The sequence below is a fragment of the Chitinophaga sp. SVR4-12A genome, assembly GCF_056754765.1.
On record NZ_JBPGWP010000001.1, the window covers coordinates 2,144,174 to 2,167,642 of the forward strand.

At 48.7% G+C, this 23,469-nt stretch carries 17 protein-coding genes; 5 read left to right on the top strand and 12 right to left on the bottom strand.

All coding sequences use genetic code 11. The features are described from left to right. Positions 1-2: 2 nt before the first annotated feature. The 10 genes from ACR9Y8_RS08665 to ACR9Y8_RS08710 all read right to left on the bottom strand — a co-directional run bounded on the left by ACR9Y8_RS08665 (position 3) and on the right by ACR9Y8_RS08710 (position 11,283). Positions 3-1,571: a hypothetical protein gene (locus ACR9Y8_RS08665; protein ID WP_481212853.1), complete on the bottom strand. Its 1,569-nt coding sequence runs from the start codon at positions 1,569-1,571 to the stop codon at positions 3-5. Between the two features lie 22 nt (positions 1,572-1,593). Continuing rightward, a complete protein-coding gene (gene gmd / locus ACR9Y8_RS08670) occupies positions 1,594-2,691 on the bottom strand; it encodes a GDP-mannose 4,6-dehydratase (protein ID WP_481212854.1) in 1,098 nt (365 codons plus the stop codon). A 157-nt stretch (positions 2,692-2,848) separates the two neighbouring features. Continuing rightward, a complete protein-coding gene (locus tag ACR9Y8_RS08675) occupies positions 2,849-4,192 on the bottom strand; it encodes a UDP-glucose dehydrogenase family protein (RefSeq protein WP_481212855.1) in 1,344 nt (447 codons plus the stop codon). A 31-nt stretch (positions 4,193-4,223) separates the two neighbouring features. Beyond that, positions 4,224-5,171, bottom strand: coding sequence for a GDP-L-fucose synthase (gene fcl / locus ACR9Y8_RS08680; RefSeq protein WP_481212856.1), 948 nt, complete (start codon positions 5,169-5,171; stop codon positions 4,224-4,226). 33 nt (positions 5,172-5,204) lie between these two features. Then, positions 5,205-6,221, bottom strand: coding sequence for a mannose-1-phosphate guanylyltransferase (locus tag ACR9Y8_RS08685; RefSeq protein WP_481212857.1), 1,017 nt, complete (start codon positions 6,219-6,221; stop codon positions 5,205-5,207). A 101-nt stretch (positions 6,222-6,322) separates the two neighbouring features. Then, the gene (locus ACR9Y8_RS08690; protein ID WP_481212858.1) at positions 6,323-6,856 is read right to left on the bottom strand and encodes a UpxY family transcription antiterminator; all 534 of its coding nucleotides are present in this window, start codon (positions 6,854-6,856) and stop codon (positions 6,323-6,325) included. 226 nt (positions 6,857-7,082) lie between these two features. Continuing rightward, a complete protein-coding gene (locus ACR9Y8_RS08695; RefSeq protein ID WP_481212859.1) occupies positions 7,083-8,516 on the bottom strand; it encodes a polysaccharide biosynthesis tyrosine autokinase in 1,434 nt (477 codons plus the stop codon). A gap of 25 nt (positions 8,517-8,541) precedes the next feature. After that, positions 8,542-9,486: a Wzz/FepE/Etk N-terminal domain-containing protein gene (locus tag ACR9Y8_RS08700; protein ID WP_481212860.1), complete on the bottom strand. Its 945-nt coding sequence runs from the start codon at positions 9,484-9,486 to the stop codon at positions 8,542-8,544. Between the two features lie 317 nt (positions 9,487-9,803). Further along, entirely contained in the window at positions 9,804-10,241 is a 438-nt protein-coding gene (locus ACR9Y8_RS08705; protein ID WP_481212861.1) for a polysaccharide biosynthesis/export family protein, read from the bottom strand. A 355-nt stretch (positions 10,242-10,596) separates the two neighbouring features. After that, positions 10,597-11,283 carry a response regulator gene (locus ACR9Y8_RS08710; RefSeq protein ID WP_481212862.1) on the bottom strand — a complete coding sequence of 229 codons (687 nt, stop codon included), beginning with the start codon at positions 11,281-11,283 and terminating at the stop codon, positions 10,597-10,599. Positions 11,284-12,224: 941 nt separating this feature from the next. On the opposite strand from ACR9Y8_RS08710, the gene ACR9Y8_RS08715 reads away from it, so the two are divergent. The 3 genes from ACR9Y8_RS08715 (at position 12,225) to ACR9Y8_RS08725 (ending at position 14,525) form a co-directional block, all read left to right on the top strand. Further along, positions 12,225-12,953 carry a sensor histidine kinase gene (locus ACR9Y8_RS08715; protein ID WP_481212863.1) on the top strand — a complete coding sequence of 243 codons (729 nt, stop codon included), beginning with the start codon at positions 12,225-12,227 and terminating at the stop codon, positions 12,951-12,953. Beyond that, the gene (locus ACR9Y8_RS08720; protein WP_481212864.1) at positions 12,953-13,318 is read left to right on the top strand and encodes a response regulator; all 366 of its coding nucleotides are present in this window, start codon (positions 12,953-12,955) and stop codon (positions 13,316-13,318) included. The genes ACR9Y8_RS08715 and ACR9Y8_RS08720 overlap by 1 nt, the downstream gene beginning before the upstream one ends. Before the next feature lie 130 nt (positions 13,319-13,448). Beyond that, the gene (locus ACR9Y8_RS08725; protein ID WP_481212865.1) at positions 13,449-14,525 is read left to right on the top strand and encodes an alpha/beta fold hydrolase; all 1,077 of its coding nucleotides are present in this window, start codon (positions 13,449-13,451) and stop codon (positions 14,523-14,525) included. Positions 14,526-14,615: 90 nt separating this feature from the next. Here ACR9Y8_RS08725 and ACR9Y8_RS08730 read toward each other — a convergent pair whose 3' ends face one another. Beyond that, positions 14,616-16,589 carry a T9SS type B sorting domain-containing protein gene (locus ACR9Y8_RS08730; RefSeq protein WP_481212866.1) on the bottom strand — a complete coding sequence of 658 codons (1,974 nt, stop codon included), beginning with the start codon at positions 16,587-16,589 and terminating at the stop codon, positions 14,616-14,618. A 320-nt stretch (positions 16,590-16,909) separates the two neighbouring features. Between ACR9Y8_RS08730 and ACR9Y8_RS08735 the strand changes: the two genes are divergently transcribed. Further along, positions 16,910-17,629 carry a hypothetical protein gene (locus ACR9Y8_RS08735; protein ID WP_481212867.1) on the top strand — a complete coding sequence of 240 codons (720 nt, stop codon included), beginning with the start codon at positions 16,910-16,912 and terminating at the stop codon, positions 17,627-17,629. Positions 17,630-17,762: 133 nt separating this feature from the next. Here ACR9Y8_RS08735 and ACR9Y8_RS08740 read toward each other — a convergent pair whose 3' ends face one another. Continuing rightward, on the bottom strand, positions 17,763-18,650 hold the full coding sequence (locus tag ACR9Y8_RS08740; protein WP_481212868.1) for a hypothetical protein: 888 nt from the start codon (positions 18,648-18,650) through the stop codon (positions 17,763-17,765). A gap of 245 nt (positions 18,651-18,895) precedes the next feature. Here ACR9Y8_RS08740 and ACR9Y8_RS08745 point away from each other — a divergent pair, with 245 nt between their 5' ends. Further along, a complete protein-coding gene (locus ACR9Y8_RS08745) occupies positions 18,896-23,002 on the top strand; it encodes a two-component regulator propeller domain-containing protein (protein ID WP_481212869.1) in 4,107 nt (1,368 codons plus the stop codon). Positions 23,003-23,469 lie beyond the last annotated feature (467 nt).

A 23,469-nucleotide genomic window follows, 5' to 3' on the forward strand; every position in this document is an offset into this window, starting at 1 on the left:
TACTATGCCTGTGTTTTTATTACCGCAAATCTTGCCGCGAATCTTGGGCTTACCTTAGACACCAGCTTAGAGACCATGTCTGTTATCTTACCGATCTCATAGGGCGTTAATCCCAGGAATTTCACGAATACAATCAAGGCAGCCACACTAAGACAGCCTGTTGCCAGGAAGCGTACAAATCCTTCCTGCATGGCGAACTGTGGCAGCAGGGCTACCGCCGCTGCCAGCACTACCGGCATCACCGCCCTCAATACCACCTTGTTCAGGTATTCAGGAACAGGCATGCCTGCGATCTTGTTGGCGGCAATGATCCTGTATCCTACCGCTATCACCTCCATGCAGATGGCGCCTATCAGCACCGCCTGGGGAGGGGCGCCTGCTTTTAGCAGCAGGTAAGCCACCGGCAGGTTAAGGATGGTCAGAAAACTCACTACCACCTGGTAAACCTTTATCCTGCCAACAGATTGTATGGCCACCTGCACGCCCTGTGTCAGCTGGTTCACCAGGCTGCAGATGATGATCAGGCGGCAGAGGATCACCGTATACTCCGGCACGTTCTTCAGCCACATCTTCAGGATAAAGGGCGCCTCTATGATCACCGGTATAGCAAAGAAAGACAGCAGCAGAAAAGAGAACTTGCTGGCTATCATCGCCAGGCGCAGCATCCTCTGTCGGTCTCCGCTTCCTTCGCTTTTTATGATCTGCGGGTTCAGCGACTGCAGCATGGTCACAGAAAAGTAGGTCAGCTGTGCGTTCACCTGGTTGGCGATGCCGTAGGCGGCATTGATCACCGTACCAAAGAACACGTTCAGTATCATGGCCTGCGCCTGGTTTCTGGCCACCACGCTGCTGGCGCCGAACATATTCCAGCCTGCGTAAGAGAACATCTCCTTCAGCAGGCTTTTGTTGTAATACTTTCTGACCTTGACCTTGCTTTCCGCATATTTGAAAGAACAATACACTCTTTTGATCAGCAGCAGCAATACCGTTAAACTGGCCATCAATGCACCGTATGCCACAAGCTTGTCGCCGGTGACATAATGCAGGGAGATGGCGATCGCCAGTTTTGACAAACCTTCAAATACGCCCAGTATGGCGATCAGCGGCATGTTCTCCCTGGCGATCAGGGTAGCATCATAAGGCACAGAGGCGATCGTAAAGAAAGTACTGACCACCATGAAATGAAAGATAGTCTTGGCGGTGCCTATCCTGTCTGCAGGCATGTTCAACACATGGTCAAACGCGTAGATGCCCACCACTTCGAATAAGATTACCAATGTGACGCCCATAATAAAATGCAGCATTACACTCGAATTAAAGACCTCTTTCAATTTTTCTATATCGCCCGATCCAAGATGGAACGACATATACCTTTGTGTGGAGATGGTCATGGCCATATTCAGAAATGATAACATGGCTATCACACCACCCACCAGGTTAAAAATGCCGTAATCCTGCGCACCCAATGCATTCAACACCAACCGGGTTGAATACAATGAAATGAAAATGGTGATCAGCATCCTCCCGTAAAGCGCTCCTGTATTTAGTACTACCCTGCTGGCTGCTTGCATAATTGTATTGTGCTAAAAATCTCTATCCTACCAAATGTTCCAGTTGTGCTACATCCTTCTTACGGAACAGATCCACGTCGCCGGCAACCATTTCCTTCACCAGTGCGGGCAGATCGTAACGGGGCTCCCATCCCAATTTCGTTTTGGACTTCGTGGGATCTCCGATCAGCAGTTCCACCTCTGTGGGGCGGAAATACCGGGGATCTACCGCTACTACTTCCTTACCTATCGGCAGTGTAAACTCTTCATTGTTGCAGGCGGTCACCACACCGATCTCATTCACGCCTTCACCCGTAAAGGCTACTTCAATACCTACCTCTGCAAATGCCATGCGTACAAAATCACGCACAGGGGTAGTGATACCGGTAGCGATCACGTAATCTTCCGGCGTGTCCTGCTGCAGGATGCGCCACATCGCTTCTACGTAATCTTTGGCATGACCCCAGTCGCGGCGCGCGTCCAGGTTACCCAGGAATAATTTATCCTGCAGGCCCAGCGCTATTGCTGCCACCCCCCGGGTGATCTTGCGTGTTACAAATGTTTCGCCACGCAGCGGGCTCTCGTGGTTGAACAGGATACCGTTGCAGGCGTACATGCCGTATGCCTCACGGTAGTTCACCGTGATCCAGTAAGCGTACAGCTTCGCAACTGCATAAGGGCTGCGGGGATAGAAAGGTGTGGTTTCTTTCTGGGGCACTTCCTGCACCAGGCCATACAGTTCAGAAGTACTTGCCTGGTAAACGCGGGTCTTTTGCTCCAGCTTCAAAATACGTAATGCTTCCAGTATACGTAAAGTACCGATACCATCTGCATTGGCAGTATATTCAGGTGTATCAAAGCTCACTTTTACGTGGCTCATGGCAGCCAGGTTGTAGATCTCATCCGGCTGGGTTTCCTGGATAATGCGGATCAGGTTGGTGCTGTCTGTCATATCGCCGTAGTGCAGGCGGAAGCGAACATTATCGCTGTGAGGGTCCTGGTACAGGTGATCAATACGCTCCGTGTTAATAAGGGAAGCGCGGCGTTTAACACCATGCACCATATATCCTTTTTCCAGCAGCAGTTCTGCCAGGTAGGCGCCATCCTGTCCTGTAATACCGGTAATTAACGCAACTTTCATATATACTTTTAAATTTTAAGCAGTTTAAAAAATTTGAAGTTTGATGTTTGAAGTTTGAGGTCTGGTGTTCATTGGATGTTAAAGGTCTGGATAAGTGTTTCAGGCAAAGAACCTGGAAACGAACCTCAAACGTTCAACGAACCTCAAACTTCAAACCTCAAACCAATACGGTTGTAGTGTTATACTTTGTCAGACCAATGCCGTAGTAAACAAAGCCTTTCTTCTGCAGTACTACATCATCATAAATGTTCCTGCCGTCAAACACCACCGGTGTTTTTATGGAGGATTTGATCCGGCTCCAGTCGGGCAGGCGGAACTCATTCCATTCTGTTACCAGCACGATCGCATCTGCGCCGTTGGCGGCATCATAGAGATCAGTGCACCAGGTAACGCGCTCACCCAGCTCTTTCTTTGCTTCGTGCATAGCCACCGGGTCAAATACCTTTACCTGGGCGCCGGCTGCCAGCAGGCCTTCTATCAGCACCAGGGAAGGCGCTTCGCGCATGTCATCTGTATTCGGCTTGAAAGACAGTCCCCAGATGGCGAAGGTCTTTCCCTCCAGGTTGTTATCGAAGTGGCGTTCAATTTTGGTGAACATTACTTTCTTCTGATCCTCGTTCACGGCTTCAACAGATTCGAGGATGCGCATGGAATGACCATACTCCCTGCCCGTGCGGATCAGCGCCTTCACATCCTTGGGGAAGCAGGAGCCGCCGTAACCGATACCGGGATATATAAAGCGGTCGCCTATACGGGGATCGCTGCCAATGCCTTTGCGCACCTTGTTCACATCTGCACCGGTGAGCTCACACAGGTTGGCGATATCGTTCATGAAAGAGATCTTGGTAGCCAGCATTGCGTTGGCAGCATACTTGGTCATTTCTGCGGAAGCAATGTCCATGAACACAATGGGACGGCCATTCAGCACAAAAGGATGATACAGCTGCTCCAGCACCTGCTGTGCCTTCTCGGTGTTTACGCCGATCACGATACGGTCAGGCTTCATGAAGTCCTGCACCGCAGCGCCTTCTTTCAGGAATTCAGGATTGGATGCCACATCATAATCCATCAGCACATCCCTTTCCTGCAAGGCCTGTTTGATGGCCCTGTTCACTTTCACGGCAGTGCCCACAGGCACGGTGCTCTTGGTAACCACTACCAGGTAGCCGCTCATGGAAGCGCCTATCTGTTTGGCCACCTGTAATACATATTTAAGATCAGCGCTGCCATCTTCGCCCGGAGGGGTGCCTACGGCGATGAACACCAGCTGTGCGCCGGGTATCACGGCGGCCAGGTCTGTACTAAAGGACAAACGGCCGTTCTGGTAGTTGCGGTGTACCACTTCTTCCAGTCCCGGTTCATATATTGGTAGAATACCTTTTTGCAGATCATTGATCTTGGCTTCATTCACATCCACGCAAACAACGTTGGTGCCTACTTCTGCGAGACAGGCGCCAGTCACCAGCCCTACGTATCCTGTTCCTACTACAATTACTTTCATAAAAAAGGTGCTTGTTTTTTATTGATAAGTATTACACTACATTAAAATAAGACTGGCGTTTTTTCAGGAAATCTGCATACGCCATTACGATACCTTCTTTCAGGCTGGTGCTATGCTTCCATCCCAGGCTGTGCAGCTTGGAAACGTCCATCAGCTTGCGCGGCGTACCGTCGGGCTTGGAGCTGTCAAACTCCAGGCCACCTTCATAGCAAACCACTTCCTTGATGGTCTCTGCCAGTTCACGAATGGTAAGATCTTCGCCGGTGCCGATGTTGACCAGCTCTTTTCCATCATAATGCAGCATCAGGTAAACGCAGGCGTCAGCGAGGTCATCTGCGTATAAAAATTCACGTTTAGGTGTCCCCGTTCCCCATACTGTAACGGCCGCTTTTCCACCTTCTTTTGCCTCGTGGAATTTGCGGATCAGCGCAGGTAACACGTGTGAGTTTTCAGGATGGTAATTGTCGCCGATACCATACAGGTTGGTAGGCATTACGCTGATAAAATTACAGCCGTACTGATCGCGGTAAGCCTCGCATAATTTAATGCCGGCTATCTTAGCGATCGCATAAGGCTCATTGGTATATTCCAGCGGGCCGGTAAGCAGGCTGCTCTCCTGTAAAGGTTGCGGAGCCAGCTTGGGATAGATGCAGGAGCTGCCCAGGAACATCAGTTTCCTGGCCTGCTGCTGATAAGCGGCATGAATAATGTTGGCCTCCATGATCAGGTTATCATACAGGAACTCAGCACGGTAGGTATTGTTGGCATGGATGCCGCCTACTTTTGCCGCTGCAAGGAACACATAATCAGGTTGTTCTTCGGCAAAGAAATCATTCACGGCAGCCTGGTTGCGCAGGTCCAGCTCTGCAGAGGTGCGGGTAATAATTTGCTGGTAGCCTAATGTTTCCAGTCTGCGTTTGATAGCACCGCCTACCATTCCACGGTGGCCGGCTATGTATATTTTATCAGTCAGTTTCATCTATCGTTCGCGTTAATAGTTTATTAATGGTTGTTATAACAGTTCGGGCCTGTTCTCTTTTACCCACTGATGCAGTTGCTTGATCTCCTGGCCTTTCCCTTTTTTCATAATGAGCAGAGCTTCCGGTGTGTTCACCACTACCAGGTTCTCCACGCCCACCAGGGCTACCAGCTTTTCTTTGCCGATCACCATGTTGTTGCCGCTTTCAATAGATACGGCCTGGTGGTTGTGGTAGCTGTAGTGTTGTACCAGCGCTTCCGCCAGCGCTTCGTAGCTGCCCACATCACTCCAGTCCATTGTGCTGGGCACCACTTTAACGCGGTTGCTTTTTTCTGCTACTGCGTAGTCAATACTGGTGGATGGGATGGCTTCCATGCTGGCTTTAGATAACTGGCCGTTGCTCAGCCATTCGTCTGCCGCCTCGCCGGCTGCTTTATAGATCTCAGGCGCATGTTGTTTCAGCTCCTGCAGCAGGATGCCCGCCTTACAGCAGAAGATGCCGCTGTTCCAGAGGAAGTCGCCGCTTTGCAGCATGAGGTTTGCATTCTTTGCATCCGGCTTTTCCACAAAGCGGATCACATCATGACCGCTGTATTGAATGTACCCGAAGCCTGTTTCGGGATAGGTGGGCTGCAGGCCTATTGTTACCAGGCTGTTGCCTGCCGCCAGCAGCTGCGCCGTTTCAATGGTTTGCGCGTAAATGTCGGGCGTGCCGATGAGGTGATCGGCGGGAGTAATTAAAAGGATAGTTTCCGGTGCAGATACAAAGGCTGCCAATGCGATAGCGGCTGCCGTGTTACGGCCTACCGGTTCTGCGAGCATGCGCAGGTTCTCTGCGCCTGCTTCCAGCAGCTGTTCTTCTACGATATTAGCATGCTGTTCGCTTACAATGGCCAGCACGCTGTCGCATGCCAGCTGGTTACGCTGGTAAGCCAGTTGTAGTAAGCTACGGCCCTCAAAAAGGGGCAGTAGCTGTTTAGGTGTTTGCCGGTTCGACAAGGGCCATAAACGGGTTCCTGACCCTCCACAAAGTATAATATGCTGCATCATAAAGAGATGGAATTAATCGTTAATAATGAATAATTAATAATAGCCGGGCCAGTGCACGGCTTAGCGCCCTGCAGGAATTATTCATTTTTAATTATTCATTGTTAATTAAAAACAGTTTCGCTGGCTACTTCCCTGTTGATCACTACTACTTCTGTAGTAGGAACAGTGGCGATCATGGTATAACCCAGGCTGGAAAGCTCTGCTTTTACCTTGTTCTTGCCTACTTCGATGATCCTGCCGCGCTGGTTCATCAGCGGACCAGAGGTGATCTCCACCAGGTCATCCTGGCGCAGCGGGAACTGTTCAACAGTCACATCCTTGTATTCACGGAGGAAGCGTTTGATCAATTCGATCTCGTGATCAGCAATTACAGCCGGTTTGCCCAGCCAGTAAACGAAGTTGATGATCCCTTCGGTTTCGCGGACTACCCATTTTCTGCTTTCAGGTATACGAACAAAAACATAGGATCTGAACAGCGGTTCCGCGACTACTTTCCGGCGGTCGCTCCATTGGCGCTCAACCGGGTTAAGCGGACAATAGTTTTCGATACGCTTGCGGGTGAGCAGTTCAGCCACTTTCTTTTCCCATCTTGCTTTGGTATACACAGCATACCAATTAGATAATTCCTGTTGCATGGGCATCTCATTTTAAGGTTAATACGTTGGTTAACATTGCGCAGTTTCTGCTATAACGGGGGATCTCTAAAGACAACGTTGGTATTGCCGTTAAACGTTTCATACATTTGGTTTTTTCAAATAAAGACATTCACGTCAATCCCGGGAAAGCTTCGCTCTCTCAGTCACATGACTTGATTAACGAAGGGTTTTCCGGATGTGTACCCGCGCACAAGCGCCGGTACTTTTATATGTTAAAGATTCCTTTGAAAAATTGTCTGCGGCGGGCGCCTTTCTTCTGTTCGATATAGCCGTAGCCGTAACCATAACCATTCGCATCATAACCGGAAGCACCGCGCGGCTGTATACCGTTGAACACGATGTTCAGGTTGCCCACCTCTTTGTTCTGGTAGATCTCGTTGATCATCTTCAGGTAGAGCTTGGGCGTAACCTGGTGACGGATCACATACAGGGTAGCGTCTGCATATTGTGCCAGCAGGCGTGCATCTGTTACCAGCCCAACGGGCGCCGTATCTATAATTACGTAATCGAACTTAGCTTTCAGATAATTGATCAGCGTTTCCAGCTGGCCGTTCAGTATCAGCTCTGTCGGGTTGGGCGGTATCACGCCAGCCGGCAGTATATACAGGTATTCATTACCAGGCACCGGTTGCAGGATAGCAGGTATCTCTGCCTGTCCTACCAGGTAATTACTGATCCCGGGCTCCCTGGAAACATTCAGCATAGCGCTGATCCTGGGCTTGCGCAGGTCGAACTCCAGCAGCGCCACTCTCTTCTTTACCAGTGAGAGGCTTACTGCCAGGTTAACAGAAACAAAGCTTTTGCCTTCGCCCGAGATAGAAGAAGTAACCAGCAGCGTTTTACGATGACCGGCGCCATTCATGCCGTTCCCGTTCAGTGTACCGTTGGCGCTCACCCCTACATAAGACAGGGCTGTACGCAGCGTACGGAACTGTTCTGCTACAAAGCTTCTGTTACCTTCTGCTACTACAACCGCTTCCTTACCATCGTTCTGTACGATCTCTGCGAGTATAGGCGCATCCGTAGCCTTTTCTATCTCTGCGCGGTGCGCTACTTCCTTCTTCATCAGGTCGCGCAGGGTGATCAGACCGCCTACTCCTGCAATGGCTGCCAGCACAGAGATACCCAGTATGATGGGCTTCTTGGGGCTGATAGGCCATGGAGAAGCTTCAGCAGCATCTACTATACGGCTGTCTGATACAGCAGCAGCAGAGGCTACCGCCGTTTCTTCCCTTTTTTGCAGCAGGAAGGTGTAGATATTATTCTTGATCTCCTGCTGACGGCTTACTTCCAGGAAGGCTTTTTCTTTCTGCGGTACGCCGGTAAGCATGCCGGAATAACGTTGGTTGTCTGCTTCTACCCTAAGCTTACTGGCTATCAGGTTGGCGCGCAGGTTGCGAACGTTCTGCAGCACACTTGGCTTCAGCTGCGCTCTTTGCCTGTTGAGGCTTTCCAGCAGCGGACTGTTCTCACCGGTTGTTTTCTTCAGCCTTTGCAGCTGCAGCTCCACATCAGAAAGCTTGGAGATCAGGTCCAACAGCACCGGGTCTGTAAGGCCCAGGGTGGCAGGCACCAGTGTTTCATCTTCTTTGGCTTTTGTCAGGTAACCTTCTATAGAATCCAGCACAGACAGCTGCATATCAGCTTCTGCGATCTTCTTATCGTTACCGGATACACTTTCCAGGAAGATCTTGCTTTGTTCGGGTAAGATCTACGATCCCTTCACGTTGTTTAAAATTGGCCACCTGGCTTTCTACCTGGTTCAGCTCCTGGGTAACCACCCGCAGGCGGCTGTCCACGAAGTTCATGGTATTGGCAGATGTCCGGTTCTTATCTTCTATAGATGCATTGTTATACACCTTTATCAGTTCGTTGAGAATGTCCTCTCCCCTGTCAGGATCAGAATCGCTATAGCCCAGGCCGATGATCGTACCGGCTTTGGTGGTAGGATCTACCTGCAGGGCGTTCTGCATCATGCCTGCCAGTACTTTCTCACCGGCGATGCGCAGTGTATATTGTTTATTACGAACATCTACCTGTGCGCCGGGTTTGGGAGTGATCACCATTTTGCCCCACGTGGTATAAACGGTATCATACAAAGGATAGGAGTTGCCGTTCAGGAATACCCTTTTATGCGCCACGTCATATTTCATGGACAGAATAGTGTATTCGTCTCCTTTGATCGAGTCTGGTTCCAGGAAGTGGAAGCGTAAGGGGCTGCTTTTATAAGCAACGTCATCCCGGATCTTTCCTTTTACCGTTACTTCTCCATAAAGATTCAGGTTACGGATCACTTCTTTGGCAAGCGTGCGGGACTTAAGTATTTCGATTTCGTTCTCTATTACTTTCTTAGATCCGGAGAGGTCGAGCGAGCTGAGTAGATCAGCTTCATCCATTCCCGTTTTCTCATCTTTCACCAGTAATGTGGCAGAAACCCAGTAAACGGGGGTAGCATACCGGAGATAAACAAAGCCGGCAGTAACTGCGAGTACGATTGCTAGTAAGAATAATGGCCAGTACGGCAGGTACCGCTGACGGATCAATGGCAGCAAATCCAACTGCTCCTCCGGTTGCGGACGTCGTTGTTTGTTCGAGTTAATCTGTTGCATATCTATCCAGGCCTCATCAAGTTTGGTTATTCAATAATGTTTACTTCGCAATATGGTCTTCATGAATATGGTCTGGTCCTATAAGGTTTCCTCTCTTCTAATGGTTGGGCATGCTGCACCTTAGTTGTGTATCACCAGCCTGTCGAGGACGATCACGCCCAGCGTCAGTGCACTGATAATAACCGGTATTAACATGCGGCTTTTTTCTCCTGTATATTGTTTGGCTTTGTTCGGTTCAACATATACAACGTCGTTTGACTGTAAGTAATAATAGGGAGAGTTCAGCAGGTTCCGGTCGCTCAGGTTAAGCCTTTTAATTACTCAAGCTTACCCTCCTGATCCCTGATCAGGAGCACATTCTCTTTCTTTCCGTAGATCGTTACATCTCCCGCCATGCCGATCGCCTCCAGGATGGAGATCTTTTCATTTGTGACGTTCACAACCATCGGCTTGTTCACTTCTCCCAGTAAGGTTACCCTATAGTTTAAAAAACGGGCGCTTACTACCGGGTCTACCAGCAGCTTGCGCTGCACAAGCTGGTCTTTAATATTATCTGTCAGCTGCTTCTTGGTCAGCCCTTCTGCTTTAACAGAGCCCAACATGGGATATTGTATGTTACCCTGCTGGTCTACCAGGAAGCCACCCAGCGCAATACCACTCATGTTTGCGCCGCCGCTTGAAGGAGATACCGAATTGCCTGCATTATAAATTACGGCATCTTCCGGGTTGAGACTGCTTACATTGATCTGTAGCACGTCGTTCTTTTGGATCAGTGGTTCAAAGTTTCCGTTTATCGTTACCGTTGTATCTCTGATATCTTGTAAATAGAGCGTATTCTTTTGAGTGGCACAAGAAGTTACTAAACAACTCAGAACAATCAACCCTAAAACAAGCATTTTTAAACTGGAGTCCGTTCTCAAGAGCATTTTAACACGTTTAATATTAAGCCTAAAAGTTTAATACTTGTAAAGGGGCACAGGCTCATTGTTCGCACCACAATATTAGCTCAACCTGTACCCGGACACAACTACTTACTAGAGTATAAATCCTACCTTATGTATAAACACCTCTACTAATTAAAGTAATGCGTTTTAGCAGGCCCGATTTACATTAAATAATTGTTACATTAATTGTTTGAATAGCGGAAATCCCAATAAGCAACCAGGTGAAAAGGTTGTTGGACCAGATCTTTGAGATCAGCTCTGACTTCGATGCTACATTCAGTTTCTGGTAGATCTTCTTCAGATGCTGATTAATAGTAAATACCGTTACATATAGTTTATCCGCCATCTCTTTATAGGAATAACCTTCCTTTAACAAGGTCAGTAATTCGTACTCCCGTTTGGTTAATTTATGCTTGATGTTCTCCAGCGGATCCTTGTTGATGTAGCTGATCAGCAGATGAGCTGCTTTGGGAGACAGTGTGCCGCCCTGGTTCACTGTATCCAGTATGGAATGATAGATCTCCATCAAACGGCTGGTCTTAATGATATAACCGCTGGCGCCGTTCTTAATAGATTCTATTACATACTGTTTGCCGTCATGGCCGGAAAGCACAATTATCTTTGCTTCCGGGTAAATCTGTTTCAGCTCCTGCATACCCTGGATGCCTGATTCTCCCGGCAACGAGATGTCCAGTAATATGACCTTCACATCGAAATTCTTGAAAGGCAGCGCCTTGAATTCCTCCATCGATTTACACGCAAAAACTACCTTACATTCCTGGAAATCTTCTAAGAATTCCTTGTAGTTATTGAGCTGAAAATGGTTGTCCTCTATGATTCCAATATTGATCATCGTGTTGACAAGGGTAACAATTGATATGGCTCAATTGATATGGTTTCTCAAATATGTTTTTCAATAATATAATTCAAATATACCACCAAATAATATGCGAAAAAAGGGCGTTTCTACAATCGACTGAAAATGTATTAACTATGTGTTAATTTTTTTCTGCCTAAAACATATGTTCACTTATTAAGAAAAATAATATTTAGAGACTATACTTTGAATTAATGAATAACTTGACACAAGATACCATGAATTTGATGTTGTTGCTCTTACTATAATAAGTAGTTTATTCTTCTCTTAAACTTAACACTGTTTTGGCCTTTTTTCGCTGAGAATGTCCTAATAATCAACACATACATTACTAATTTAAGTGGATATACGAAAACCATTACAAATAACACAGTCGATATCAAGCTCGTTCCGCCTGGCCGTGCGTAACAATGACTTTAAAGCTGGCACCTTACTAGTTTTAGGTAACTCAAAGTTGGCTAGGCATCACTCGCTTCACTCCCGAACCGTATGTTTGTACGGTTTGATTTCTTATCCTATTTTAGAGACCTGATTAACCATGTCCTCTAATGAAAGCTCATCTTTCAATTATCATGCCATTTCAAGTACTATTGACTTCGCTACCAGTACCGGTAGTCATCTTATCTCATCTGAAAGAACAGGTATTGTTCACAAACAAGCCTGCTGAAGCACTGTTTAAAAAATTAACTAACACGAAAAGGGGGTTATCTTATCCAGATATTAAAATAATTTTACCAGATACTTTGAAAGCTGAAGGAAGCGGTGAATTCACCAACTTTGAATGCCAACTTCCCGTTAATGGAAAAAAAGCATCCCTATGGCTGGAAATAAGTGCTAATACTGTTACACAGGACAACGAACAGTATACCATACTCCTAATAGCTGATATCAGTGATAGAAAAACAAAAGAATTAACAATGATCCAGTCCCTGGAAAAAGAAAGGTCCCTCCTGGAGATGAAAACACATTTTATCTCCATGGCCTCTCACGAGTTCAAAACACCACTGACCGCCATTTCTTCCACAATGGAGCTGCTGCAGACCAAACTACAGATGGATAACCTGCTGGACCAGTTCTACACCCATAATATCTCCAAGATCTCTTCCGAGATCTTCAAGCTGAATTCCATGCTCGATGAAATACTCACCCTGAGCACCATTGTGTCCAACAATATTGAAGTAAGGAAACAAGCTGTGGAAATAGAACGGGTGATCGCAGATATTAAATACCAGTACTTCTCTGAAAGAAAAGACGATCGCGTGCTGAACCTGAAAGTATCCGGCACACCACACCCCATCTATGCAGACAGGAACCAGCTCTCCAAGATCTTCACCAACCTGGTAGGCAACGCCTTCAAATATTCCAGCAGCAACCCTGTAGTAAAAATACATTATCAGAAAACCAGGGTAGTCATCAAAGTGACCGACAACGGACTTGGCATCCCCGAAAAAGATATGCCCTACCTGTTCCAATCCTTCTTCCGCGGCAGCAATGTAGACAGCATCGAAGGCACCGGCCTCGGATTGTCTATCGTGAAAGATTTCGTGGAAAGGAACAATGGAAGCATCTTTGTTGAAAGTAAAGAGAACAAAGGGACCACTTTTACCATTATATTTAAATACCCGGATCCTATCCCGGCAGCATAATGAATAAAACCATTTTGCTCATAGAGGACAAACCAACCCTGCTTGACACGCTCAAAAGCCTGCTGGAGCTGTACCACTACAAAGTAATAGTGGCCGCCAACGGCGCCGAAGGCGTGGAACAGGCACGGCTCAACCGCCCCGATCTCGTGATCAGCGATATATATATGCCTGTCCTCAACGGTTATGAGCTGCTCGAATTGCTGAAAAAGGACGACGCCCTCTGCAACATCCCCGTGATCATGCTCACCGCCAAAACAGAAATAGAAGAAATAGACCTCGCCATGCAAAAAGGAGCAGACGGATACGTGACCAAACCATTTGTCTTCAAGAATCTGCACGCCATCATAAAAAAGTTCCTCCACTGATAGATAGTCGTAAGCCGTTAGTCATTAGTCGCTAGTGATTTAAGCGGATGTTATATACATTTATGCTCATACTGATAACTGACAACTGTCAACTGACAACTGACAACTAACAACTAACGACTAACGACTAATGACTTACAACTTACGACTTTTATTCACAGCACTATTCCTATGCGCCTCCCTTACCACATTCTCCCAGTCGCAATACCCGCAACCGGAAGAAGGCGACTATATTATCAAGGACTTCCGTTTTGAGAACGGCGAAACCCTTCCCGCGCTCAAATTGCATTATTACACCGTAGGCACCCCGCAAAAAGATAATAAGGGTAATATTAAAAATGCAGTGCTTATCCTGCACGGCACCGGCTCCGCAGGCCGTAACTTCCTCGGCCCCGGCTTTGCAGGCCGGCTCTTTGGTCCCGGACAAACACTGGACGCCACAAAGTATTTCATCATCCTCCCCGATAATATCGGCCATGGAAAATCCAGCCGCCCCAGCGACGGACTGCACATGAAATTCCCGCAATACAATTATAATGATATGGTGAAAGCGCAGTATGCGCTGCTGACGGAGCAACTGAAAGTACAACACCTGCGCCTGATCCTCGGCACCTCCATGGGCGCCATGCACGCCTGGGTATGGGGCTACACCTATCCCGATTTTACAGATGCCATGATGCCCCTGGCCAGCCTGCCCGTTGAAATTGCAGGCCGTAACCGCATCATGCGCAAAATGGCCATCGATCTCATTAAAATGGACCCCGCCTGGCAACAGGGCGAATATACCAGCCAGCCACAGATAGGGCTCACCGGCGCCATCTCCTCTCTTTTCTTTATGAACAGCAGCCCGCTGCACCTGCAGCAAGAAGCGCCCACCCGTGAACAGGCAGATGCCCTGGCCGACAAGATCAAAGCCGGTAGTCTTCGCTCGCTCGACGCCAATAACCTGATCTATGCGCTGGAAGCCTCCCGTGGCTACAATCCCGCCCCGCATCTCAGCGCCATCAAAGCCAAAGTATTTGCGATCAATTCAGCAGACGATGAGATCAATCCTCCCGAACTCGGCATCATGGAAGAGCAGATCAAAAAGGTAGCAAAGGGAAGATATATCCTGCTGCCGGTTTCAAAACAAACCGCAGGACATGGCACGAATTCAATGCCGGAAGTATGGGGGCAGTATCTGATAGAATTACTGGGAAGTCATTAGTTATTAGTCGTAAGTCGTCAGTCGTAAGTCATTAGTCGCTTCAATCACTGACGACTGACGACTGACGACTGACGACTTATGACTTACGACTTATCTCACCAGCGTCACCGTCCCTTTCAGATCATGCCTCACATGATCCCTGTCCGTATAATAAGCTACATAAACATAGGTCTGCGGGTCCTGCGGCGCGCCCTTATACACGCCATCCCAACCGGTACCGGGATCATTGCCTTCATAGATCACTGCTCCCCACCGGTTAAAGATGCGGATATGGTAATCATAGATCTCATCATATACCTTGGGCCGGAACACATCATTGTTCCCGTCTTTATTCGGACTGAACGCGGAAGGCATCACCACCAGGCAGTTCTGGAAAGGTGATGTAATGGCAACGCTTCCGCTTACACCACATTGTGATGCATCTTCCACTTCATAATAATAAGTGCCGGGCGCCAGCTGGCTGAAAGTGTTATCTGTTTGCCACGCGCCGTTATTAACCCGGTAGTTATACGGCGGCTTGCCCCCTTCCACATCTATGATCAACTGACCATTCAGTGCTTCACTGCAGCTGGCGGCCCTGATGGTGACATTCACCACCGGCGCCCTTGCAGGATCTACCGGAACGTTCACTTCACCGCTGGTATTACAGGCGGCCTCTCCCCTGATCTCGTACCTATAAATGCCTTGCTGCAGGTCACGAAATACGCTGTCTGCCTGCCAGGTTCCGTTATTGATACGATATTCAAAAGGCGGCACTCCGCCGCTTATTTGAAAAGCGATCTCTCCATTGCTGGCGCCTCCGCAACTGGCGGGTGTAATGGCCGGATGCACCTGCGGTGTCATGGAAGGGTCTTCCGATATCCTGGCACTGCCACCGATCGTACATCCATTTTGATCCTTCACTTCATATGGATATGCGCCCGCCCTTAAATGCCTGAATACGCTGTCTGCTTGCCAGTTCCCGCCGTTTACACGGTATAGATAAGGCCGCACGCCTCCCTGCACACGCACTACGAACATGCCGCTGGTATCTCCTTCGCACACCAGGTTCCGCACTGTTACTGTTCCTGATAAAGGCGGAGGCGGCGCTACCTTCAGCGCAAAGGTGTCTGCGCAGGTTTGCTGATCACTGACGATCAATGAATAATCGCCCGGCTTCACATGTTCGATCACATTGGTATCTGATGGATGCCCGTTCAGCGTATAGCGGTAAGGCGGTATGCCACCACTGACGGTCAGGCTGATGCGGTTGTTGTCGTCATTATAACAGGCGGCAGTACTTACGTTCGCATTCGCTGTCAGATCAGAATTACGTACCGTGATCTGTTCCTTCACCACAATACCGTTGGCGGCCGTAGCCGTTACCTGGTACACTCCTGCAGGCACATTTTTTATTTCAGCAGTAGTATAATCGCCGGGCGTCCATTGATAGCGTACCGGTTGTTGTGCGCCCGTCAGCTTGATAGCGGCAGTGCCCGTATTTTGATTATTACACGAAGGTGTACTGCTGATCTCCGTTTTAACAATTTGCTGGATAGTGGGCGACAGATTATCAAGCAGCAAGGCCACCCCTACTTCCGTTTTAATACAGGGATCTGTTGGATAGGCCCAGAACGATATATATTTATAGCTGCGCTTTGGCGTGAATTCCGCCTCATATCTTTTCCAGTGCTGGTGTGTGAAGATGCCGGACATCCATAACAGCTCCGTTGAATCAGTTGGCGTATCGCCCCCAAAGATGGCCAGGTTGGCGTAACAATTCTCATACAGGTATTTCAGCACGTACGCCATATCGAAGGATAATTTGTACATCAGCCCGGCTTTAAGGCTATCGGGCAGACGCTGCCCGATGGCCTCCATCTTGGCAGGGCCGCTGTGCAGCCCTTCGTAATGTATGCCTTTAGATGCATGATTACCAATATTGTACACACCTGGCAATATGTCTGGTGTGCCTGCTACCTTGATCCATCCCTGCGGTACTTTGCTTACGCCGGAGGATGTGCCTTCCAGCGATGGATTTGCGAGCGTAATGTGCTGGGCAATCGCATGACCCGCGAACGCCAATACAATGACAATAAAAAGAGAACCGGTTAAAACGCACGATCGTAGCCGGTTTCCCATTAGGACTGGTTTGCTACAAAAATTCATAGGACGGTTAAATGTTTTTCAGTGTACCCGGTAAAGTCTCCCGACAATATGGTCCCAGAATGGCCGCAGCCATCAATTTTAACGCTGTGATTCCTCGCTGTTTTTTGTTGGGGGGATGAAAAAGAATTCGATAAAAGTACAACTTAAATCCCGGGCAGCGTTTACTACTTCCAGTAAATAATGGGGGTTCCGGCGAAAAAACGTAAGTTTACCCAGCAAAAAAACGCTATACACGCATGAAGAATGAGCTGCCCCGGGTAACAGCTACCTATTTCATTGCCCTCATCAAGGCCTACCTGCAGGGAATCAAAACAAAGCAGGAGATCATTTCCGAAACATCGGGGATGCTGCCCCTCCCTGAGCCCGAAGCTGAAAACCCCGCCAATATTACCCACCAGCTCATCGCAGCAGCTACCAAACTCAATGAGCTTTTCTATTTCGAGATCGTGGAGCAGGTATCGCAGGCCGAAGATACCACCCCTACCCGCAAAGGACTTTTACATCACCTGGCAGCATTTATTGCAGGCCACATTACTGACATTGATCTGCTGACATGGGCCACCACCTGGTATAATGAAGATGAAATGACAGAAGCCTGTTTTGAGAGCGCCGCAGTAGAATATTTCTGCCTGTTCTGGCTACCGGCCAACAAAGCATATATTAATATAAAAACTATGCAGCAGGTGCTGGATATTTTCCAGCTCGAGTGCGGCAGCGTTTTAAAAGAGAAGATCGCGCTGGTGCTGCTGTCAGAGAAAGAACAGCAACATTTCCTTTTCTTCCTGCGTGATTATGCAGATCATCATAAAACCGCCGAGGAGCTGGATATTTACCTGCTGAAGAAATTTGGGATGGATCATCAGAGCTTTCCGTATATGACGGAGCTCCGGCAGGTAGCGCATAAAGAAATGAAACTGGAAGCGTTACTTCAAAAAGCGCGTTTATTAAATGTTTGAAGTTTGAAGTTTGAGGTCTGAGGTTCGTTAAAGGTTTGATGTTCAGACACAGGTATCAGTGCTTAGGACGGGAAACTGTTTCAAACTTCTAACATTGAACGAACCTCAGACCTCAAACTTCAAACCTGAAACCTTATTTATTTATATCCCCTATCCTCACCTTCCTCGGCTCTCCCGTAATAATCTCAGTAGTCGAAGTGATCACCCTTTCCCCATTCCCATAATCCAATTCCATTTCCAGCGGCAATACCACCGGCGCATAAGATCCTTCAATGCGCATCTTTTCGATCAGGATCTTGTATTTATCCGGTATCAGCCCATAGCCATGAAACAAGGTATGCGGCTCCATCGGTATCCAAACGTGCGCCGTCATCAGGGCATGATTGGTATTCGTTACACGCGGGTCATCTTTGCCATTCTGCGCCACATATTCTTCACAGGCCACCCCCGCAATCACTTTTTTACCGCCGGTACGCAGCAGCTGGCTCAGATACCCCATTTCCCCCGGAAACACCGGCTCCATATTATTCAGATCCAGCGCTTCTTTATCACCGCTGGCGATCCCATTGATGGCAGTGATGCTCAACTGTGATTCCTTGTCAAAATCAGCAAAATACTGGTACCTGGCCGAAGTGCTTTTACTGGTCATTTGTATACTGAACTGCGGCTTAACGCTGCTGTAATAGATCACAATGTCCTCTCCGCCGTCTTTCACCAGCTGGTTACCCTGGAACGCCGCAGTTTCCTGGTACACGGCCACATCAAATTCAAAAGTGCTGTCTATTCTAACGGTTTCATCTCCACCGATGATCAGGGATGGATCCTGTTTCGTTTCCTTTTTAACATAGAGCGGGTCTCCTTCCCCCTCCGCAGACGGAGCATTGTCTTCATCATCCTTTGTCTGCGCCTCGGTGCGCTGTGCGGGCTTACCTTTTATCTTATCCGTCATCTTTTTTAACCACTGTGCCTGCAGGGAAGATGCGCACATGGTTAACCACACAAATAACAATAATGGTTTCATAGGCTAGTTTCAGCAGCAAGGTACAAATTAAAAATTAATAATATAAGTCAATGGTCGATAGTCCATGGTCCATGGCATAGCAGGCATAACGCGCGTCATGCTTTCTTCCACTATTCTGGCTTATATTTGTTAGACAGATCGAGAAAAGTCACCGCACTACTGAGAGACAGTTTGCTACATTACAAGCTATGGCTATGGACCATGGACCATCGACCATGGACTATACATCAACCAAAATTGAGCAGATGAACAATCTCTTCCCCACCTTACTTTCCCTCCTATGCTGTTGTATCCCCGGTTTTGCACAGCATACAGGTTACCAATTCTCCAGGCTGGATATCCGTAATGGCTTATCCAATAATCGTATTAACTGCATTTTCCAGGACAGGAAAGGTTTTCTGTGGTTCGGTACCGCTGCAGGACTGAACCGTTACGATGGTTTTGATTTCCGCGTATTCACCACCATCAATGGCGATGCCAGTTCCCTGGCTGGTAACGCAGTAAACAACATCTTTGAACTGCCTGATGGCAAACTGTGGGTCGCCGCTGCCAATACCGTCAGCATCTATGATCCCGTAACAGAGAAATTTGACCGCAACTACCCGCAATATCTTGCGGGCCTTAAAATCCCCCCTGATAACATCACCTGTATCCTCAAGGATAAGAAGAACAATTTCCTCTTTCTCAACGACCACGCTGGTATTTACCGCTACACTCCCGCCACACAACGCACGCAGCGGCTGCCGCTGAAGCTGCGATCCGCTGCGGAAGACGGGATCAGCGCCATTGCGGCAGATGCGCAGAACCACCTCTGGCTGGTATATAAAAGCGGCTTGATCCAACAAACGGATACCGCCCACAAACAGGTGATCCTTAGCACCCGCATCCTGCAGAACGCCAACCAAAGCGAGCTGCTGCCCTACGCTCTCTTTATCGATGCTGATGACGAACTATGGATCAATGCCGGGCAAACCAAGCCCAAAGGCCTGTTTTACTACACGCCCAAAACAGGGCGCCTGCTCCATTTCAGGAAAGGCGGCGATCCCTATAACCTGAATGCCGATATGATCACCGGCGGCATTGCTGAAGGACCGGAGAAAAAGATCTGGGTAGGCACAGACCACGGCGGCATTAATGTGATAGATAAGAAAGACCTCTCCGTACAATACCTGCTGCACGCCGAAGAAGATGAACAAAGCCTGAGCCTTAACAGTATTTACGCACTGTTTAAAGACAACCGCGGCGTGATGTGGGTAGGCACCTATAAAGCCGGCATCAATTATTTTAATGAGCACCGCACCACTTTTCCGCTTTACCGGCATCACAGCAACGACCGCCAAAGCCTGCCCTTTGAAGATGTGAACCGCTTCCTGGAAGACGCTAAAGGCAATGTATGGGTGGGCACCAATGGCGGCGGCCTCCTGTATTTTGACCGCACCACCAATCACTTCACCGTATACAAGCACGATCCGGCCGATCCTAACAGCCTTTCCAGTGACGTGATCGTAGCCCTCTACCTGGATCATCAACAGCAGCTCTGGATAGGCACCTACCTGGGCGGGCTGGATTATTTTGACGGAAAAAAGTTTATCCATTACCGTCATGATCCCAATAACAATAACAGCATCGGCGACGACAGCGTATGGGAAATATTTGAAGACTCCCGGCAGAACCTCTGGATAGGTACGCTGTCTGCCGGATTGGACCGTTTTGAAAAGAGCCGGGGCATCTTCTACCACTTCCCTCCCGGTGCAGCGCATTCCGTACACGGACAACGCATAGACGCCATCATGGAAGATGATGAAGGCAATCTCTGGTTCGGCAGCGACAATGGTATCGATGTATTGGAGAAACGCAGCGGACGGTTTGTCCATTACAGTTATGAAGAGCAGCGTCCCGGCAGTCTTACCAACAATAATATTAATTATATCATGCAGGACAGCCAGGGCCTCATCTGGATCGGCAGCGCAGAAGGCCTGCACTTATTTGATCGCGAAAAGAACACCTTCCGTGTATTTAAAAAGAAGGACGGTTTACCGGATAACAACGTGCTCACCATCATTGAAGACGAACAGCATCATCTCTGGATCAGCACACCCAACGGCTTAAGCCGGATGATCATCACCAAAGGCAGGCAGGATGAACCTGTTTTATACAACTTTATCAACTTCGATGAATCAGGCGGTTTGCAGGGCCGCGACTTCAATCCCAATGCCGCCCTGAAGCTGCGTAATGGCGAGCTGCTGTTTGGCGGCCCGCACGGCTTCAATCTCTTTCACCCCGACAGGATCCAGCACCGCCAGCAGGCGCCCCGCGTGATCCTCACCGGTCTGCAGGTATTGAACCAGCCGCTCAACGCAGGTGAACAATTGCATGGCCGCATAGTGCTGGAAAAAGCCATGCCCGAAACCAACGAGATCAGGCTGCGGTATAACGAGAACGTTTTCTCCATCGACTTTGCTGCGCTGGATTATTCCTTCGCTGCAAAAGAACGCTACGCCTATATGCTGGAAGGCTTCAACGACGTATGGTTTACTACAGACGGCAACCAGCGCAAAGCCACCTACACCAACCTGGACCCGGGCAATTATACCTTCCGCGTGAAAATAGCAGACGGGCGCAATACTAATCCGGAAACACAATTGCGCATTACGATCCTGCCATCCCTCTGGAGAACACCGCTGGCCTACGCCATTTATATACTGCTGATCGCCGCCGCCCTGTATGCCGGCCGGCTGATGATCATACAGCGTGCAAAGATGCGCTTCCTCATTCTTCACCAGCAAAAAGAAGCCAGGCGCATGCATGAACTGGATATGATGAAGATCCGCTTCTTTACCAATGTGAGCCACGAATTCCGTACGCCGCTGGCCCTCATCATGGCCCCTGTAGAAAAGATGCTGAAAAACCCGCAGGACGGCGATCAGCATAAACACCTGCAGCTGGTGTACCGCAACGCCAAAAGGCTGCTCAATCTCGTGAACCAGCTGCTCGATTTCAGAAGACTGGAAACGGAAGAGATCTCCCTCAACCCAACAGAAGAAGATATTGTTAAATTTATCAGGAATACGGTCTGCTCATTCACCGATCTGGCAGAAAAGAAACAGATCCATTTTTCTTTCAGCACTACGGTAGAAACACTGGTCACTTCCTTTGACCGGGTAAAGCTGGAACGCATCCTCTTCAACCTCCTTTCCAACGCCTTCAAGTTCACCCCCGGCCAGGGCAGCGTCACCGTTCAGCTGCAGGAAGACGGCTCCCATATCATCATACAGGTAAAAGACACCGGTATCGGTATACCGGCAGAAAAGCAGGAAAAGATCTTTGAACGCTTTTTCCAGTATACTGCTAACCTCCCGGAAGAAATGACCAACCAGGGTAGCGGTATCGGCCTGGCTATTACCAAAGAATTTGTGCGCCTGCATGGCGGCAGTATTATGGTAGAGAGCCGGCCACGCAAAGGCAGCTGCTTTACCGTATCCCTGCCCTTATCCCCCACTGCAGTCATAGCTGCACAATCCCTTCCGCTGAACGGCCATGCCGGGAAGGAAAAAGCCGTCAATGGTAAAAAGTTCACCGTGCTGCTGACCGAGGATAATGAGGATTTTCGTTTCTACCTGAAAGACAACTTGCGGACTTATTTCAACATCATCGAGGCGGGTAATGGTAAAGAAGGATGGCAAAAGGCGCTGGGCCAGCACCCCGACCTGGTGGTAAGCGACATTATGATGCCGGAAATGAATGGCATCGAACTGTGCCGTAAGATCAGAACAGATGAACGCACTGCCCGCATTCCCGTGATCCTGCTCACCGCCCGCTCTGCGGAAGAAGTACAGATGGAAGGCTACATTACCGGCGCCAGTGATTTTATTACCAAGCCGTTCAATTTCGAGATCCTGCTGTCCCGTATCAACAATCTCCTGGCCCAGCGGGAAAGCATGAAAAAGACCTACAGCCGTCAGCTGGAAGTAGTGCCCGATAGCGTCGCCGTTGCCGCGCCCGATGAAAAGCTCCTGGCAAATGCCCTGGAAGTGGTCCGGCAGCAATTGGACAACCCCGATTTTTCGGTAGAAGACCTTAGCAAAGCCCTGCACATGAGCCGGGCCGCCCTTTATAAAAAGATCAGTGCCATTACCGGTCAAACACCGATAGAGCTGATCCGTTCTCAACGTATGCAGCATGCAGCGCAGCTGTTGGCAAAAAGCAGCCAAACCGTGGCCGAGATCGCTTATGCCGTAGGTTTCAACAACACCAAGTATTTTGTGAAGTACTTCAAGGAGGCTTTTCATATGCTCCCCACAGAGTACCGGGCCGCCCACCGCAACGACCATGACAGGAACGAGGCGGTATAGCCGTAATATCTGTATATGCTCCGCATCTTCACTAGTGTTTTCCGTATCCTCTCCTCGTCTTCTCCTGGACCTTTCCGCATCTTTCTAATGGTTTAGCTTAGTGTTACCTTAGTGTAATCCGCAGTAAAAGCGCATACAAGCTTAGGTAAAAGCGCATGCAAGCTTAGTGAAAGCTTAGTGGTGCCCTTCCTTCGCGTCATTGCGAGCCGCGGGCCTGGAACAACCGGTCTTCAGCCGCCGTCATTGCGAGGAAGCCGCAGGGACCCGCCCGTGGGGCGCGACGAAGCAATCTTTTCAGGGTCTTCAGTATAAAGAAAACTTTCAACCGATTGTCTCCTTTCCCGTAAACATTTCATACCCTCTTTATAGACGATTTGCACCCCTCAATCAACTGAAAATCAATTACATTCGATAGAAGCTAAGGGTTATAAACTATGGACCATCGACCATCGACCATGGACCATCAA